Source organism: Variovorax sp. Sphag1AA (assembly GCF_014192575.1).
Taxonomy (GTDB): domain Bacteria; phylum Pseudomonadota; class Gammaproteobacteria; order Burkholderiales; family Burkholderiaceae_C; genus Variovorax.
Window position 1 is genome coordinate 1 of the sequence record NZ_JACHYC010000010.1, and the last position, 15,837, is coordinate 15,837.

A 15,837-nucleotide genomic window follows, 5' to 3' on the forward strand; every position below is an offset into this window, starting at 1 on the left:
CTCTTCGGTGAATCTGCTCTTTCTCATGCCCGTCATTCTCCAAGTTGACGGACTCCACTACGTTGAGACTGGTACGGCTGGGAGGGGGCAGGTCAGCGCAACCAACCCATCGCAAGCAAAAGAGGAGGGAGAAGGCAATCGAGTTTTCGTTGCCGTTCTCAAAGAGGATGGCTTACTTGCTACACGTCCCCGGCTGCGCCAGACCCAACTTGGCTACATCGGCTTTGCCTTGCTCCTCTGGGACCTGTTCCAAGTCCGCGCCGCCCACGAATGCACCCATCTTGATGAACTGCCGAATGAAGTAGTTCTTGCCGGCTTCCATGAACACTTCCAGGGAGTTGGGCGAGAACTCCGATTCGGTTTCGATTTTGTGTTTCTTGCCGCCTTCAACCTGCGTGTAGAAGAACACGTCGGATGCGCTCTCGCCAAGGCATTTACCGTCCACCCAGAGGTCCTTCTTCAATGCCTTCCCAACAAAGCTGTTGCGGTAAACATAGAGGCCTGAGTTTCCGGTATTTGGAGCTGCGAACTGCTTAGCCTTGTCGGCTTCCTCCTTGCCGGCCATATTGACGGAGGCACAGCCCGTCAGCACCAAGGCAGAGAAGGTCAGAACGATGAGTTTGTGGTTGATTTTCATTTTTATGGTCGTCGAAACCGTTGTGAATGGAAGGCCGAGCGCCAGATTGGGTTGGGTTCATGGGCCATCGGGCGCCATGTCCGCGGCCCAGCCATTATGGCATTTGTTTCAATGCGTAACTCGCCGACGAAGCGTGGCTGGTCCTGGGTGTGCAGCCGCGCTAACACCGCCAACTTCGACCGCCGTCTTGCGCGGCCAGAGCAGTGCCTGGATGGAAGACGTAGGTCGACAATCGGGCCACAACCGGACATCCGCGAACTACCCCAGAATCACGACCGTACCGCAGGACCGGCTGAGATGCGCCCTGCGAGTAGCTTTACTCATGACGAGGAGAGACTATGACTACGCTGTCTGCTGAAGAGCAAGTTTGGAACCTTGAGCTCGCATCGTGGGACTACCTCAAGTTGGGCGACTTGGAACGCTACATGTCGCTTTTTGACGAGGCGGTGGTCGCATGGCCCAACAATCAACCGAAGCCCTTGAACAAGGATGGCCTTAGGGCATTGATGGCTGGAATTCTCTCCATGCTGCAGCCAGGCTCCGGGTCATCTGAGCTCACGCGAGTTTCGGTCCACAAAGTGGATGACGACGTCATCGTTCATTTCGAGGTCCACGGGCAGGCCGTCACAAGGGCTGGGCAAGAATTCCCTCTGCACGAAAGATTCATTCACGCCTGGAAGAACACGATGGCGGGATGGAAGATTATTGGAGGGATGGGCGCTCCTGCTACAAACGCAGCAACTCCATAACTCATGCCGCTCGTGTCGCCGCGGCCGGCCAGCTCCGGCCACAAGCGGTCTCTCGCTGCTATCAGTCAATCGCGGAGTTCCATGACTACTTCACAGCAATCGGCGAATGCTTGCCCTCGGTGTCACAGCGACGCACGAGTCACGGTAAAGCTCCTTCTCATCGGCAAGGCAAGTCCAAGCGCGATGTTTCCCGAAGAGGAACGGGCCGGCTACCTGCGACGTGACCAAGTGGCCATCGACGAATGTAGTCCGGAGTGGCTAGAGGAGGCTCCGTTGGAGCAGTTCGTGCATGGGTTTTACTGCCATACATGCGGTGTTGGCTTCATAGCCGACAGCATATTGAAGTGAGCCAAGAACATCGCCATCAGCGACACAAGCCGGCCACAAGCCGCCACTCGGCCGGTGGCTCCAACACAAGTCTCAACCCCTACTGCATGTTGAATAGCGTCAAGAAATTTGAGCAACAGTTGCTGCGGCTCGACCCTGCCGCCGCCGACTTTGTGCTGCGCGTCGACAAACTCGTGGAGGCTGTGCCCGAGGCCGAGAGAAACGATGGATTAATTGAGCCAATCTTCGCGATCTTTGAGATGTACCCCCTAGACGCGTGATGACGAATCGGATTCTCAATGGTCACCTTTCAAGCCAGGAGCGTTCCAAGTACATGTCCGCGCTGGCGGAAGCCGTGAAAGCGCCAGACCTGCCGAAGACGCTGCGTGATTTGGCCAACCGGTTTGTGGAGCGCCGCCGCACGTTGGATGCTGAGGGTTGAGCTGTGCCTTGCGGCGCTGACGTCCTCTGGCAGAACCCGGCCAAGACCCGTCATTCGTCGCTGGGTTTCAATTCGCCCGGACATTCGCTTCGCATTCGGAGCAACCTGGCTCGGGCGCCGCGCGTGCTCGATGGCAAGCCCTTCAAGCCACAGGAGCCATCGACACGAGACGAGCCAGCCGCTCTGAAACGAGGCGCTCTGCATCTTTGACTATTCGCTCAATGAGTTGCTGGACTGTCGGAATGTCGTGAATCAAGCCCGCAACCATGCCGCACGACCACGCGCCTGCATCCATCTCGCCGCTGCGCATGACCTTGGGGTACACCCCAGCAACTTCGGGAGCGATGTCCGAAAAGCTGATGCTGGAGCCCATCTGCTTCTCCTTCTCGAGGATTCGCTCAACACCAGCGTTGTTCAGTACGCGTTCGGTGTTTCTCAATGGACGCATGACCAACCTGGTGTCCAACTCCGAGGCGTCGAGAATCGCTTGCTTGACGTTGTCGTGCACAGGCGCTTCCTTCGTCGCAAGGAAGCGCGTTCCCATGTTGATGCCGTCGGCGCCCAGGGCGAGCGCCGCAACCAATGACCTGGCATCGGCCATCCCGCCCGACGCCACGAAGGGAATGTCGAGTTCTTCGGCGGCGCGAGGCAGCAGGATGAAGTTGGGCACATCGTCTTCCCCGGGATGCCCCCCGCACTCGAATCCATCCACGCTCACTGCATCGCACCCAATGCTTTGTGCCTTCAGCGCGTGCCTGACAGCCGTGCACTTGTGAATGACCTTGATGCCGGCCTCCTTGAGTACAGGCATCCACTTGGCAGGATTGTTTCCCGCAGTTTCCACAATCTTGATTCCGCCGTCGGCAATCGCGCGAATGTAGCCAGGGTAGTCGGGCGGCTTGACGGCAGGAAGAAACGTCAGGTTTACGCCAAATGGATTGCTCGTAAGTGTCTTGCACTTTGCAATCTCATCTGCGAGAGCTGCCGGCGAAGGTTGCGTGAGGGCGGTGATGAGGCCCAGGCCGCCCGCATTTGATACGGCAGAGGCCAATTCAGCCAAGCCGACAAAGTGCATGCCGCCCTGAACGATGGGGTACTTGATGTTGAAGAGCTCGGTGATTCGTGTGCGCATTCATTTCCTCGTGAATTTGGACGGGGTAGGGATTGCCCGCGACGTCAAGGATGGAACAGTGGCCCCGACGCGGTGCGCCGCGATGCAGCGCAACCGCTGATGCCGTTCCTCATTTCCGACTGAGGCCGAGCAGGTCCAGAATTTCCTTCTCCTGCTTCATCGTGTCCACCGCGAACCTGTGAAAGTCCGCTGAGCTCTTGTAGTCGGGCTCCATGTCGTAGCGAGCGAGGACTTGCTTGAACTCCGGCTGCTGCATGGCAGTCTTGAACGCGTCGTGCAGCTTGCTCACAATCGCCGGGTCGGTGCCCCTGGGAGCGACCAGCCCCCAATAGGAGGTCTGGGTGAGAGGTATCCCAACTTCGCGAAGCGTGGGTACTTCGGGAAAGCTTGCCATCCGCTTGTCCCCCCACGTCACGAGCAGTCGCATCTTTCCTTCCTTGACGAAGGTCGCCCAGGCTGATGTCTCAGCTGCAGAATCGATTTGTCCGCCGAGGAGTGCCTGCATGGTCTCTCCAGTGCCCTTGTACGGGATGTGATTGAGCCGGATGCCTGCCTTGCGGGAAATCTGCTCCATCGTCAAATGGTTCGTGGTCGCCACGCCTGGACTTCCGTAGGTCAGCATGCCGGGCTGCGCTTTCGCGGCCGCCACATACTCCGCCCAGGTCTTGATGGATGACGAGGCCGGCACCACGATGCCGAAGGCGTAGCCGGTGAGCCCGATGACGTATGTCAGGTCCTTGGCGGGGTCCCACTTGATGTCGGTCGTATACGGAAGACGATAGATTCCCAACGATGCGATGCCCAGGGTGTACCCGTCGTTGGCGGCGCTTTGCAGCACCACTCCGGGCATGGTGCCTCCCGCTCCCGGCTTGTTCTCGATGATGACTGGCTGTTTGAGAGTCCTGGAAACGGCCTCGGCGAGCACACGCATGGGTGCATCCGTCGAGCCGCCAGGCGCGAACCCGATAACGATTTTGATGGGGCGCGTCGGATAGGCCACATCAGCAGCGGCCGAAACGCCCAGGATGGCCGAAGCCGCGATGGCCGCACATGCGGCGCGACGAGTGTTGAGCATGCAGGTTGTCTCCTCTGTTGAATTGCTTCTAGGCGCGACTAGCTTCTTCTTCGACGTCGCGCAGCCGGTCCTTGCCAAAGAACATTTCGGTACCGACGAAGAACGTCGGAGAGCCGAAGGCACCCCGACGGAACGCATCCTCGGTATTCGCGAGCAGCCTTGCCTTGACCTCCGGGGTCTGGCTGGCGGCGAGAAGTGCTTCAGGGGCGAGTCCGGCCTCCTGGAGCTCGGACGCAATCACCAGGGGGTCGTCCATCTTCTTCTCGCGCTCCCACATGCTCGCGAACACGACGTCGACATAGCGTTCAAAGCAGCCGAGGCCCTGGGCGGCTACGGCGCCGCGCATGATTTGGAGCGTGTTCACTGGGAAGTGCGGATTCGACCGAAAGTCCACCAAATGGTGCTTGTTGACGAACCGTTTGAGTTCCAGGTTGTCGTAGGCTCGCTTCAGGGGAATCGCGGCATTGGATTCCGCTGGCGACCGGTTGTTGGCAAGCTTGAACAAGCCGCCCAGAAGGACGGGTACGTACTCGAACGTGGTGCCGGCCCGAGATTCAATCTCGGGAATCACCTTGTGACTGAGGTAGGCATTGGGGCTGCCGAAGTCGAACAGAAACTGGATTGCTGGTTTGCTCATTGATGGGATGTCCTTCGCGTTGAGGGGTGCAACATCAGGGATTCGGGCCGCCGATTACCAAGGCTCCAGCCACGGACGAACCTCTGTCTCGTGCGTCCACGCATCACGAGGCTGGCTGTGCAGATGCCAGTAGAGGTCGGCGATGCGCGCCGGATTGACAATCCCTTCCCGGTCCTTGAGGGCGTACCTGTCCGGGAAATTGGTTCGGATGAACTCGGTGTCGATGGCGCCATCAATCACGGGATGCGCCACGTGAATGCCCTTGGGCCACAACTCGCGCGCCATGCTCTGAGCGAGCGCGCGAAGGCCATGCTTCGCGCCCGCGAAGGCTGCAAACCCGTCGCGGCCTCGCAGGCTCGCCGTGGCACCAGTAAAGATGATGGTCCCGCGGCCGCGGGGGAGCATCACCTTTGCGGTCTCACGCCCCATCAGGAAGCCGGCAAAGCACGCCATCTCCCAGACCTTGTAGTACACGCGAGCCGTTGTCTCAGTGATGCCGAATCTGACGTTCGCGCCGATGTTGAAGACTGCAACTTCAATCGGTGCGATTTCGGTTTCAATCTTGTTGACGAGCGCGACCATCTCTTCTTCTTTGCGAGCGTCGCTTCCGAAGGCGTGCGCCTCACCTCCAGCGCTTTGAATTTGTTCAACGAGCGGTTGCAGCTTGTCTACACTGCGCCGCGTCACGCACGCGACGTAGCCCTCGCGTGCGAACCTCTGCGCGATGGCGCCGCCAGTGGCATCTCCGGCGCCAATCACAAGAATTGCCTTCTTGTCAGTCATACAGTCTCCTGAGTTGATTGAATGGTTGCTGGCGGCAACGCCAGCATGCACGTCGGACCGTTGCCTAGACCGAAGGAGCCTCGGCTTCCTTGGCGAGTTCGTGCTTCAGAATTTTTCCGGCCGCGGTGGCCGGCAGCGCATCCTTGATTCGGACTTCTGCAGGGCGCTTGTAGGGTGCAAGTCGCTCGCCCACGTACGCGACAATCTGCTCGGTAGTCGCGTGTTCGCCTGCTCGCAACTGCACAAACGCGACGACCTCTTCGTTTCCGGGTACCTTGCGTCCGACGACGGCGCATGCTGCAACCGCCGGGTGGGTGGCCAAGACGGCTTCCACCTCTGGCGGATAGACATTGAAGCCCGAGCGGATGATGAGTTCCTTGGTGCGACCTGCGATGTGCAAGTAGTCGCCGTCGAAGCGAGCAAGGTCTCCCGTGTTGAACCAGCCATTCGCATCGAGAGCAGCTGCAGTCAGCTCCGGCGCCCTGTAGTAGCCGAGCATGACGTTGGGGCCCTTGACATGCAGCTCGCCCACTCCGCCCGATTGCACCTCCGTGTCTTCTTGACCTACGAGCTTCACGTCAACACCGGGAATGACCGGGCCAACCGTTGTGTCAGGGCGTGGGTCGTCCATGCGCGTGAACGAGATGGTCGGCGAGCATTCCGTGATGCCGTATCCGTTGTGCAGCGTCAGGCGAAATGCGGCTTCGGTTTGTTGCTTGAGCGTCAGGTCCAGCGGGGCGCCAGCGACTCCGATGCTGCGCAGGTTGGGACAGTCGAGCGTGCCATTCGAAACCGCGAGCAGGCGCTGGTACATGGTCGGGACGCCTTGCAGCCGAGTGACTCGCCCGCTCTTGAGGGCTTGCAGTGTGGCTTCTGCGGTGAAACGTGGCACCAGTTCCAGGCAAGCGCCGAACATCAGCGTCCCCACGAGTACCGACGAGAAGCCCACGATGTGCGACATGGGCAGGACCCCATACACGTGGTCGTCGGGTTCGAAGCTTCGCAGTACGCCGCCGATGGCCGCGGTGAACATGACACTGCGGTGGCTGAGCATCACCCCCTTGGGTGTGCCGGTCGTTCCGGACGTGTAGATGAGTGCGCCTACCTGGCGCGACGCTTCCTCGGATACGGGCTCGGCCACTGCGTCCGCCGCTAATGCGCTGACTGCGACGGAGCCAAGGCCGGGGATGGTTTGGTTGTGAAGTCCGAGTCGTTCGGCATGACGGGCGGCCTCGCTTGAGGTCGTGCAGGTGCAGATGACCGCTCGTGCGCCGCTATGGGTACCGATGGCCTCGATCTCGCGCTCGCTAATGCGGGCGTTCGCCACCAAAGGCCAAGCATCGATGCCGCCGATGGCGAGAACCAGCACCGCCAGCGCAATCGAGTTCTCGCCCAAAAGCATGACGCGGTCACCGGGACGAACGCCTGCCCCTTTTAGCCACGTCTGGCTTGTTGAAATTGCGCTTGCAAGCTCTGCGTACGTGAGCGTCTGGGTGCCTTCGACCAGCGCGGGTGCGTCGGGCGAGCGCTGCGCCCACGGGAGCACGACATGGGACATTCGTCGGGGCAGCGCCTCGAGCAGCGGTATCGGGTCCAGATGAGTGGACGGCATCAAGCTTGTCTCCTTAGTTCTGTTTTTGAACTGACTGGAGGTTAGGTTTAAAATCTGAACTCGTCAAGCACGAAGTCGAACATGAAGTGGAACGACCTTGAACAGGAGCACTGCTCCGTCGCGCGCACGGTCTCGGTCATCGGTGACCGGTGGTCCTTGCTCGTATTGAGAGACTGCTTCCTGGGTGTGCGTCGTTTCGACGAGTTCCAGGAGCGGCTGGACATTTCGCGTCCTATGCTTGCGGACCGGCTTGGGAAACTGGTCGATGCCGGCGTTCTCAAGAAGGTGGCCTACCAGGAGTCACCACCGCGTTATGAGTACAAGCTGACGCCAAAAGGCTTGGACCTGCACCCCGTCTTGATGGCCATCGTGCATTGGGGCGACGTGCATATGGCGGGGAAGGCCGGCAGGCCCCTGCTACATAGGCACGTCGGATGCGGTCATCTGTTCGACCCTGTTACGGTCTGCTCCGAATGCAACGCGGCGTTGAAGGCAAAGGATGTGGCCGTGGAGCGCGGGCCCGGCGCATAGCTGGCAACTGCGCGCTATGCGAACTGGCGCCTTCGAGCCAACACCCGGCCAACACCGGACACTCAGAACGGACATATGAATCGTCTTCTCTCGCCGACCATCCTAGTAACTGGGTTGCTCTGCTCCGTCGGTTCGTCTAGCGCTGGAGAGCCGTTCACCGGGAGCTGGACCGTCGACCTTTCGGACGCCCGCTGAACGACAACGCGGCACGGAATGTGGAACAGCGGAATTCGTTCTGACACAGGCTGGCCAGGCTATCACCGGCACCCACTCGATGGCTGTCGCGGGCTGCGGCCGCCTCAATGAAGGAGGTCCTGTGAAGGGCGTCGTCGTCGGCAACACAGCTGTACTGGTGGTCACGAGCGGACGCAACGGTGCGATAGCAATGGGAACCGCCAAGCTCTCGAACGGCAAGTTGCGATGGCGGGTGGTTGAAGAAATCTCGGCCGGTAGTCCAGAGGGCGACTCGCCCTTGATTCTCGGCAACGGCTCTTTGGCTCGCGTACCGTAGAAACGGGGCACGCTTGCTGGCAGGCAGAATGCGGCCAGGAGCAGCCATTCGCCGACGGCCCTCAATTCGCTCGCAAGTAGACATTCGAGGCGCATCGCAGGGGCGGGTAGCAGGTCGGGACCGGAACAGTCGTGCATGCTTTGGCTCCCAGAACGAAGGACATCGCGTGATGAAAGCGCTTGAGGCAGTGGTGGTTAGCCAGGCAGTCGATGCGTCGACGGAGGCGGTCTACGCTTTCGCCAGTCAGATGGACAAGCTGCCACTTTGGGCGTCCGGCCTTGCCAAGGGCATCGAGCAACGGGATGGCAAATGGATTGCCGACTCGCCGATGGGCGAGGTCATAGTCGAGATGGCCCCCGAGAATTCATTCGGCGTTCTCGACCACGATGTCACGCTCCCAAATGGCGTCAGCGTGCACAACTCGTTCCGCGTGACACCCTGTGGCGATGGCAGCCTGCTGACCTTCGTTGTCCTGCGAACGGCAGGCGCGAGCCAAGAGGCCCTCGATGCAGACGTCGCACATGTACGCCGAGACCTGTTTGCGTTGAAGCACTTGCTTGAGCGGCGAGCGCCCTGACGCTGTCGGCGGCTGACGTGCATGCAGAATCGGAGCCCGAAGCTGTCGGCTGCCGGGTGTAGCCGCCCAGCATGGATGCTCGTACGAAATTGAGCCTCAATTTCTGCAACAGAATGCGGTATGAACACGATTCAGAACCAAGTAGTCGCCGTCGCAGTGGGCATGTGGGCAATCGGCCTCCTCATCACGGCGTTCTGGCTATGGGTCACGTACCTCATCATCAAGCTGGCCGTGAAGCACGCCATCATTGAAGCGGACCGAGAAATGCGCCCACTCGGCCGCTCGCCCACGCCGTCGGCCAACATCCTCCCCGACGACTTCCGAGCAACCCGCTAGCCGTCGTCGCGCACCCGCACAATTCACTCAACAGGCATCCCTTAGGCCCATGAACTTGCTTGCGAGCGTCACCACCGGACTTGTCGCTACTTTGTTCCTGACCGCTGAGGCCCATGCTCGTCGAGGGCGTCACGGTGGGGGCAGTGGCGAAGACCCGTTCCCCGAACTCGCTTACTACGTTGGCGTCATCCTTCTGGGGTTGCTCGTCCTCGGTGTGCTCGGCGCCCTCTGGAGTCGCATTCGTCAGCCATCCAGGGATTCGAGAGCTCGCCAGGACGCCGCCCGGCGAAGAGCCGGCAGGCGTTTGGAACGACGGGAAAACAACACGGCTCGACGCCGGTAACGGGCCTAACCGCAATAGCTAGCCAAACGGCACAGGGTCGGCGCCCAGCAGTGCGGGGGTTGGAAGCATCCCGGCGAGACGTCACCGGCCGCCGTCAGATGTACGGGTGCCACTCCAGCGGGATGTCGACAAAATCCGAGTGCAGCGCGAGCGTCGCAGGCATCAGGGGCGTATCGGACACTCGGCGCTCGAGTGCGAACTTGAGGCCGTCGCGATAGGCCAGGGCCACAAAGGAGCTGCAGAAGAAGTATTCGGGACTCGCGAGTGAGGTCTGGCTGAACAGATGCTTCACGATGGCCCAGTAGGAATACTTCTTCTCGAAGTACTCTGTCGCTGCATGCACGACGGACTCGCCTTCCTTGGAGGTGATTTCTGCACCACGGCGCGCCAGCCGGCGCAGCTTCAAGTCCCGGCTCCAGCGCGGGTCGCCATTGGGGGGAGCTGACGAAAGAATCGAATTTTGGACGCCCGTGATGACATTGCCGACCGTGTCCTTGGTCGCGCTCACAAGGATGACGTCGCCGGGATGGAAGAGACTGAAATCAGGACCTTGCTTAAAGCGCATCGGCCACGCGAGCGGCCGATTGGTCAGGGACTGCAGGGAAACATGAGGATTGATGGAAAGGGCGTCGAGAACGCTCACCCCTTCCCCCTCAGTCTTGGCTCAGGTGGCCTCTGAGCACATAGCCTTCGTCGTTTACGAAGGCCTCGATGACTTGGCCCTCCATGACGGAGGTGCGCTCGAAGTCCACCTTGGTGTCCTTGTCGATGAAGTACCGGTTACGCTCGCCGTCGAGGGCGTAGATAACCTCGCTTCCCGCTTCACGGTAGAGCACAGTGAGCGTCTCGTGCTTCGTGCGCGCTTGGCCGGGCTTCGCGGGGGACCAGCCACTGCTGAACTCGGGCCGACTCGGCGTCGAGTAGTCGCGTGAGAAAGCATAGGGCACCGACATGTGAGCGGTTGTAGCACTTTTGCCCCCCGCAACAAGCAGCCGATTGGCCGACCGAGGGCCCAGTCGCTGCCGCACTCCTGCAGGAGGGGCGAAAAATCGGCTAAATGCGCTTGAATGGGGGCCCCAAGCAGCCAAAAATGCGCCAAAGGGGCAGTCTTGCCGCCCATAACCGTGCCTACGCGCCCCGCCTCACCCTGTGCGGGATGTCGACAGCAACGCGTCGCGCAACTGAAACCCGACCGGGAATCCCTGTTTGTCACCGATGAGGATGAAACGCCACATGGCGTTGCCCGAACGGACCGCGGCCCGCCGAAGCCTGGGTGACCGGCGCGGATTTGGGGTGGTGCCGTCCCTTGCGCCCCGCCCGAGCGGTGGGCTCCCAGCTTTGAGGAACTGCCGTAGCGACTCAGCTCGAGGGTTGGCTTGACCGCCTCCACCCATCGGCTCCTGCAAGCATCGGGCCTACCGAGTAGGTGGACAGCAACGGCTGCGGCTGGTCGCCCGAGCCCAAGGCGTCACGCTCTGATTTGGAGAGAAACGGCACCCAAAGAGCCTGAAGGCTTCATGCGCCCCGATTCATTGAACTCCAGGTAATCTTTGGCCACGGAGGATGGTTGGGGTTGGTGAGCATCCGCATCCATCGGTCGAGCACCCGCATCGCATTGAACGAACTCCGAGCAACCGGAGAGCTGCACCGCGGCTTTCGCCTTGCTCCGCACGGGGCGTATCGCGCCGACGGGAAAGGGAATCCAGTTAAGTTGCGGAGTACGGCGACCATCAAGGGACGGCGTTCACGCCCAGAGTGGCACCAGCAGAGTCCTTCATATGACCAACTTGTCCGACACGACTTCGAAGCGCAGACCGGCGGGCGCGAGGTAGCCGCGGCTCGCAAGGAACTGGAGATAGGCTTCGATTTCCTTGTCGATACTGGGCACCGCGAGGGAAGACGGGGCCACGTCGAAGCAGGCCTGCACATAGCGGCGCACCGCGTAGGCTGAGAAATATCGACGTGCGCGATTGTTCTTGGGAAGCTTGGCGTAGACGAAAAATAGAAACACGCTGGCGTGGCAAAGCAGTGGCGGAGCGTTGCGTTCGTTGATGAGGGCAGTCAACGCAGGCCATTCACGCGCTTGAAAATGAGCCCAGAACACCTGCCCAGCGGCGGCTGTGGCGGGAGCAGAGAAGAACGCCAGTTGCTTATCCTGCGGCGACAGCCCGCGGTAGTACCTCGCCTCGTCGACCCAGTCTCGCTCCTCCCGGACGGCGATGATGAGCCATATCAGGGCAAGGGCAACCGACAAGGCAAAAAGACGAAACTTCCAGATTGAAAGACCGGCGAGAGCGTCAAGCTCCCCGTCGGTGTACAAGGGCATCGGGCCGCCTCCGTTCAACGGCGGAGGATGCAGGCTGTTGTGTAACTTTGCCAGCGCCCAGAAGTTCTCACCATGGTCCGCGATGGCCGTGGCCACCGCAATCACAACTGTCGCAATGAACACATTGCGCCACCAACGAATCTCCATCGTTCGCAGCCCGGTGCGGCGCTGATAGGCCCATGCGGCCGTCACGATGAATACGGTCGTGTAGATGTCTACCAGCAGGTTGTCAACCCAGTACAGGACCTGTGCGGTTGTGACCACCAACTCACCCGCTTGCTTTCTTTGCGCCAGGCGCTCGACACCGGCGTCGATGTACGCCTTCGTGGCCTGTCTGCACTCAGGAAAGCCAACGAAGCCAGGATTTCCAAAGGCCTCGCGCGCGCAGGCCGTGCCCGGCGCGGGAACACTTCCGCCCCAGCGCACGTCGACCACGCCGAGGGCGACGATGAGAAATGCCGCAACAACGGCAAGCCAGGCTGCAACCCCGAGCATCTGGCTTGTACGGAGAGCTTCTCTCGCCGTTGTCCAGAAGCTCGTGCGGGGGAAGGTGAAGGGGATGATGATGCTCATGACCAACAGTGCCGGTTTGGTGTGGAATCAAATCCGAACTGCTCGGTCGGCTAAGCAGTCCTTCGCAATCCGCTCGCCGAGCGCACGGTAGCTTTCGAACTGGCTTTCTGAGAAGAATTGGTCCACTGTCGTTTGCTGCGGGAAGGCCGAGCTACCGCGCGAGTAGGAGTACAGGTCTACGCCGAGCGCCGAGAGCTTGATGAGTGTCGGCTTGATGACGACAAGCTTCCCCTTTTCCGCCCTGCCGGGGTACGTGATGTCCCCAACTACGTAGCCCTTACTTGGCGAGGCCGGTTCGTTCGAGGTCCCCAGCTTGTCGAACTTGAAGTCGATGTCGACTCCGAAATCGACCCTGCACTTGCGCACCATATTCGCGAGGTCGTCGAACCCGCGAGCCAGGTCTGCACCCGCGTCAACGACGAGGATGGTTGAGCACCTCCGCCGCACAAGCTCATAGACTCCCGTGTTGTCGAAATGCCCACCGTCGGACAGGTAGATGTAGTTGCTCGTCTCCGTCGCATAGCCAAAGAGCTCGCTCAGGAGGTAGTAGAGGCCAAATCTGGGACTGGATTGCCGCCAGCCGTCGCCACGCGCCAATGGGTTCGGAGACCATCGGCCGAGTCGAAGGTTGAACAAGGTCGCAAGAAAGCCGATGGCGGGCGTCGAATGCATGCCACTGAGAGGACTCACCGCCGCCCCGGAGGTGGCCATGGCCATCCCGAGGGAAAACCGGCCGCGCTCCTCCCGAGTAGCAGCCCAGAACTCACTCGAACGATAGCCGCCCACTTTGACGTCGCTCGAGCTCAATAGCGCCGCATCTTTGGCGTCACCGACGCTCGGGCCCAGTGTGAAGCCACAATGAAGGGGCGAGAACGTGAACGAGGCTGCCTTCCGCTCCTGCCATGCCAAGTGCCGGCCCTGGGTGATGTTGATGGCCGCGTTGACGAGATGAAACGGCCTTACCGGCGGTCGGGCATCTGCCCAGGGGACCGGTACCTCATCGAGCTTGGTCAACCCGATGTCATCCTTCTCGTCGAAGCCCGTGAACGGATGGGCGCGTCGTTTGCCTTGGCGGCTCGCTCCCAGGTAGCAGCGGATGAGCCTGTTCTTGTACATGTTGTGCAGGGAGAACTTGTTGACGTCAACTCGGCTGCCAAACAGCAAACAGATTGCGACGCAGCCGAGGAACGCGACCAACGTCACGTCGATGCTGCCCTCCTTCCAGTGGCAATCGAGCAGGTTCAACCCCTTGGGGTCTGCCTGGCGAATTCCGCCACCCACTCCGAAGTCGATGCAACTCTTCTGGACCCGGTCTTGCTGCTTGAAGCTCTCCTGCAGGTGCGCCGCAAAATCGAGCGCCTCTTTTTTCGTGGGAATCAACTTGATAACAGCGTCCTTGCCGGGCAGAGCGGAGACTTGCAGTTCGACCGGTCGAATCGCGGTCTTGGTCAAGTTCGCGGCGGACTCGTCCGCCCCTCCCAAACCCTCCAGGGTGGAACCCACGCCCCCGGCGACGAACAGGAGGAGACCGGCGACAGTCACTCCCAACGCGGCGTTCAGGACGAATGATTTCACCTTGGTGCTCACGCGCTCCGCGGTTGTCGGCTTCTTCACAAGAAGCGTCGTAAGCAGGCTGGCGACCCAGCCGGCTCCAGCCAGCGATGCAGCCCAACCGCTGAGATTGGCATAGGCCCAGGAGAGAACGGGTGCGGCGTAGAAGGATAGAGATACCAGCAGCAGCCAACCCACACCAACGATGATGAACCATGCGTTCATGCGCGACCACCACTCTCGGGTCTGCTCGAAGTACGTTCTTCCAACCAGGCCGACAATGACCGAACCCATGGCCCCCAAGGTGACCAGCAGCGCAGGCGGCCCGAAAGTCAGCAGATGGGCAACACGCTCGACGCGGTACTCGCTGCCCAATTGCAGCGCTTTGACGAAATAGATGACCATCAGTGCGCCTACTCCGATGGCGACGGTGTATGCGACTAGGAAGACGACGGTCTCCTTGAAGTCAAACGTCTGGCGAAAGCGGCGTGGGGCGATGGTCGAAATTACCCAGGTCGCTGCTCCAGCAACCAAAAGCAGAATTGCGGCGACGAACGCAACGCCGAGTATCTCCTTGTGCGTTGGGCCCTGACCGTAAAAGAGAGCCAGGCTACCGAGCAGCGCAGCCAGTGTCCCCGGGAGGATGACGATGTAGAACACGCCCGCAGTAGCGTTCATCAGGATGATGGTCCGCCCCCCGTCTTGCATGAAGTATCTGGAGAAATTCAGAGCGATACCTGTTGGCAAGATGAAGAATGCGAGCCACACCGCGGCGTATCCCACCTCTGTGGGCATACGGATGGCCCCGAAGGTCGCTGGCACTAGGAGAAGCCTGGGTAGCAGGAATAGAGCTGCCAGGAAGGACACAAAAATGATGAGGTTCAGCAGGACGTTCCTGAGCCATGTGGCGAGCAACGTGATGGAGTCGGCCGACAATAGGCCAAGCTTTGGAGCCAGGTAGTTGCTGTATCGGCGAAGCCACGTCACCTCAGGTGCCTCGGGCGCGCCATCCGGCCGGGGTTGACGCGAGGCCAAATCCTGGTTGACATCGGTGAGCGACGTTCTCGCTATCCAGGCCGTGAGCCAGGCACCCGCGTAACCTCCTCCAGATACCGTGGATAGGTAGTCGAGGCGACGCAGTGCTCCAGCACGGGCTAGCGCTTGGAGCACGCCGAGGCTGAACGTCGCAGACCGTATTCCGCCTCCAGACAGCGCCAACCCTGTCAGGCCGTCTCCGAGGAGGACCTGACCGGTCGCGAACCTCGCCTTGTCAATCTGTTCCCACTCCCTCAAACGTACGCGCTCAAAGCTGAGCAGGACCTCTGGGTCATCTTTCATACAGGCGCTCCTTTTGTCGTCACAGGAACAGTGCGACCTCCCTCACTAGCATGCTGGCCTTCCGACTGCGGTGTGGAGATGACGCCACCCCGGCGGACCACCAGTCCCCGGTCGATTGACTGAGCGACAGTCGGCCAAACGGATTTCGCTCGACGTGCTCGCGACTGGTTGCAAGTTGATGGCTACGACATACAAGAACTTCTGCATCAGACGCTCATCGACTCAACTTGTAGTTGGGCAGATATTCCAACCTATTTCCACCCCCCTTGCTGGGGATGTGCATGTGCTGGAAAAAGGAGTTGGGTTCGCGCCTCGGTCGGCAGGGCGGGTACGCGCCTTACCTTGACTGCAGAGCGG

General features: G+C 60.5%; 16 protein-coding genes and 1 pseudogene. 6 read left to right on the forward strand and 11 right to left on the reverse strand.

All coding sequences use genetic code 11. The features are described 5' to 3' along the window. Positions 1-172 precede the first annotated feature (172 nt). Complete coding sequence (locus tag FHW64_RS30815) at positions 173-637, reverse strand: DUF2846 domain-containing protein (protein WP_184532605.1); 465 nt, start codon at positions 635-637, stop codon at positions 173-175. Between the two features lie 338 nt (positions 638-975). Here FHW64_RS30815 and FHW64_RS30820 point away from each other — a divergent pair, with 338 nt between their 5' ends. Together FHW64_RS30820 and FHW64_RS30825 are read left to right on the forward strand one after the other, a co-directional pair. Then, positions 976-1,386, forward strand: a complete 411-nt coding sequence (locus FHW64_RS30820) for a DUF4440 domain-containing protein (protein ID WP_184532607.1) — start codon at positions 976-978, stop codon at positions 1,384-1,386. A 344-nt stretch (positions 1,387-1,730) separates the two neighbouring features. Beyond that, the gene (locus tag FHW64_RS30825; protein WP_184532609.1) at positions 1,731-1,994 is read left to right on the forward strand and encodes a hypothetical protein; all 264 of its coding nucleotides are present in this window, start codon (positions 1,731-1,733) and stop codon (positions 1,992-1,994) included. 303 nt (positions 1,995-2,297) lie between these two features. Here FHW64_RS30825 and FHW64_RS30830 read toward each other — a convergent pair whose 3' ends face one another. From FHW64_RS30830 to FHW64_RS30850, 5 genes are all read right to left on the reverse strand, one after another. Beyond that, a complete protein-coding gene (locus FHW64_RS30830; protein ID WP_184532611.1) occupies positions 2,298-3,287 on the reverse strand; it encodes a nitronate monooxygenase family protein in 990 nt (329 codons plus the stop codon). 109 nt (positions 3,288-3,396) lie between these two features. Further along, on the reverse strand, positions 3,397-4,362 hold the full coding sequence (locus FHW64_RS30835) for a tripartite tricarboxylate transporter substrate binding protein (protein WP_184532613.1): 966 nt from the start codon (positions 4,360-4,362) through the stop codon (positions 3,397-3,399). Between the two features lie 28 nt (positions 4,363-4,390). Beyond that, on the reverse strand, positions 4,391-4,999 hold the full coding sequence (locus tag FHW64_RS30840; RefSeq protein WP_184532615.1) for a 2-hydroxychromene-2-carboxylate isomerase: 609 nt from the start codon (positions 4,997-4,999) through the stop codon (positions 4,391-4,393). A gap of 54 nt (positions 5,000-5,053) precedes the next feature. After that, on the reverse strand, positions 5,054-5,782 hold the full coding sequence (locus FHW64_RS30845; protein WP_184532617.1) for an SDR family oxidoreductase: 729 nt from the start codon (positions 5,780-5,782) through the stop codon (positions 5,054-5,056). Between the two features lie 64 nt (positions 5,783-5,846). After that, entirely contained in the window at positions 5,847-7,394 is a 1,548-nt protein-coding gene (locus FHW64_RS30850) for a class I adenylate-forming enzyme family protein (RefSeq protein ID WP_184532916.1), read from the reverse strand. Positions 7,395-7,475: 81 nt separating this feature from the next. On the opposite strand from FHW64_RS30850, the gene FHW64_RS30855 reads away from it, so the two are divergent. From FHW64_RS30855 to FHW64_RS30870, 4 genes are all read left to right on the forward strand, one after another. Next, positions 7,476-7,925, forward strand: coding sequence for a helix-turn-helix domain-containing protein (locus FHW64_RS30855; protein ID WP_184532619.1), 450 nt, complete (start codon positions 7,476-7,478; stop codon positions 7,923-7,925). Between the two features lie 316 nt (positions 7,926-8,241). Beyond that, positions 8,242-8,436 (forward strand): hypothetical protein, encoded by a 195-nt coding sequence (locus FHW64_RS30860; protein ID WP_184532621.1) that lies wholly within the window; start codon positions 8,242-8,244, stop codon positions 8,434-8,436. A gap of 169 nt (positions 8,437-8,605) precedes the next feature. After that, positions 8,606-9,013: an SRPBCC family protein gene (locus FHW64_RS30865; RefSeq protein ID WP_184532623.1), complete on the forward strand. Its 408-nt coding sequence runs from the start codon at positions 8,606-8,608 to the stop codon at positions 9,011-9,013. A 120-nt stretch (positions 9,014-9,133) separates the two neighbouring features. After that, positions 9,134-9,349 (forward strand): hypothetical protein, encoded by a 216-nt coding sequence (locus tag FHW64_RS30870; protein WP_184532625.1) that lies wholly within the window; start codon positions 9,134-9,136, stop codon positions 9,347-9,349. A gap of 437 nt (positions 9,350-9,786) precedes the next feature. Here the strand turns inward: FHW64_RS30870 and FHW64_RS30875 are convergent, their stop codons facing one another. From FHW64_RS30875 to FHW64_RS30890, 5 genes and pseudogenes are all read right to left on the reverse strand, one after another. Further along, positions 9,787-10,335: a hypothetical protein gene (locus FHW64_RS30875; protein WP_184532627.1), complete on the reverse strand. Its 549-nt coding sequence runs from the start codon at positions 10,333-10,335 to the stop codon at positions 9,787-9,789. Positions 10,336-10,345: 10 nt separating this feature from the next. After that, positions 10,346-10,645 carry a hypothetical protein gene (locus FHW64_RS30880; RefSeq protein ID WP_184532629.1) on the reverse strand — a complete coding sequence of 100 codons (300 nt, stop codon included), beginning with the start codon at positions 10,643-10,645 and terminating at the stop codon, positions 10,346-10,348. 554 nt (positions 10,646-11,199) lie between these two features. After that, positions 11,200-11,406 (reverse strand): annotated as a pseudogene (locus FHW64_RS34605) (arsenical resistance protein ArsH); the annotation flags it as partial. Between the two features lie 60 nt (positions 11,407-11,466). After that, positions 11,467-12,591, reverse strand: a complete 1,125-nt coding sequence (locus tag FHW64_RS30885) for a hypothetical protein (protein ID WP_184532631.1) — start codon at positions 12,589-12,591, stop codon at positions 11,467-11,469. Between the two features lie 27 nt (positions 12,592-12,618). Further along, positions 12,619-15,480 (reverse strand): patatin-like phospholipase family protein, encoded by a 2,862-nt coding sequence (locus FHW64_RS30890; RefSeq protein WP_184532634.1) that lies wholly within the window; start codon positions 15,478-15,480, stop codon positions 12,619-12,621. Positions 15,481-15,837: the final 357 nt, after the last annotated feature.

What these genes read in the sequence shown, in the direction of transcription:
- FHW64_RS30880 (WP_184532629.1), bottom strand. Translation starts at nt 10,645, where the DNA reads ATGTCGGTGCCCTATGCTTTCTCACGCGACTACTCGACGCCGAGTCGG.
- FHW64_RS30820 (WP_184532607.1), top strand. Translation starts at nt 976, where the DNA reads ATGACTACGCTGTCTGCTGAAGAGCAAGTTTGGAACCTTGAGCTCGCA.
- FHW64_RS30815 (WP_184532605.1), bottom strand. Translation starts at nt 637, where the DNA reads ATGAAAATCAACCACAAACTCATCGTTCTGACCTTCTCTGCCTTGGTG.
- FHW64_RS30845 (WP_184532617.1), bottom strand. Translation starts at nt 5,782, where the DNA reads ATGACTGACAAGAAGGCAATTCTTGTGATTGGCGCCGGAGATGCCACT.
- FHW64_RS30890 (WP_184532634.1), bottom strand. Translation starts at nt 15,480, where the DNA reads ATGAAAGATGACCCAGAGGTCCTGCTCAGCTTTGAGCGCGTACGTTTG.
- FHW64_RS30830 (WP_184532611.1), bottom strand. Translation starts at nt 3,287, where the DNA reads ATGCGCACACGAATCACCGAGCTCTTCAACATCAAGTACCCCATCGTT.
- FHW64_RS30855 (WP_184532619.1), top strand. Translation starts at nt 7,476, where the DNA reads ATGAAGTGGAACGACCTTGAACAGGAGCACTGCTCCGTCGCGCGCACG.
- FHW64_RS30885 (WP_184532631.1), bottom strand. Translation starts at nt 12,591, where the DNA reads ATGAGCATCATCATCCCCTTCACCTTCCCCCGCACGAGCTTCTGGACA.
- FHW64_RS30850 (WP_184532916.1), bottom strand. Translation starts at nt 7,394, where the DNA reads ATGCCGTCCACTCATCTGGACCCGATACCGCTGCTCGAGGCGCTGCCC.
- FHW64_RS30870 (WP_184532625.1), top strand. Translation starts at nt 9,134, where the DNA reads ATGAACACGATTCAGAACCAAGTAGTCGCCGTCGCAGTGGGCATGTGG.
- FHW64_RS30865 (WP_184532623.1), top strand. Translation starts at nt 8,606, where the DNA reads ATGAAAGCGCTTGAGGCAGTGGTGGTTAGCCAGGCAGTCGATGCGTCG.
- FHW64_RS30840 (WP_184532615.1), bottom strand. Translation starts at nt 4,999, where the DNA reads ATGAGCAAACCAGCAATCCAGTTTCTGTTCGACTTCGGCAGCCCCAAT.
- FHW64_RS30835 (WP_184532613.1), bottom strand. Translation starts at nt 4,362, where the DNA reads ATGCTCAACACTCGTCGCGCCGCATGTGCGGCCATCGCGGCTTCGGCC.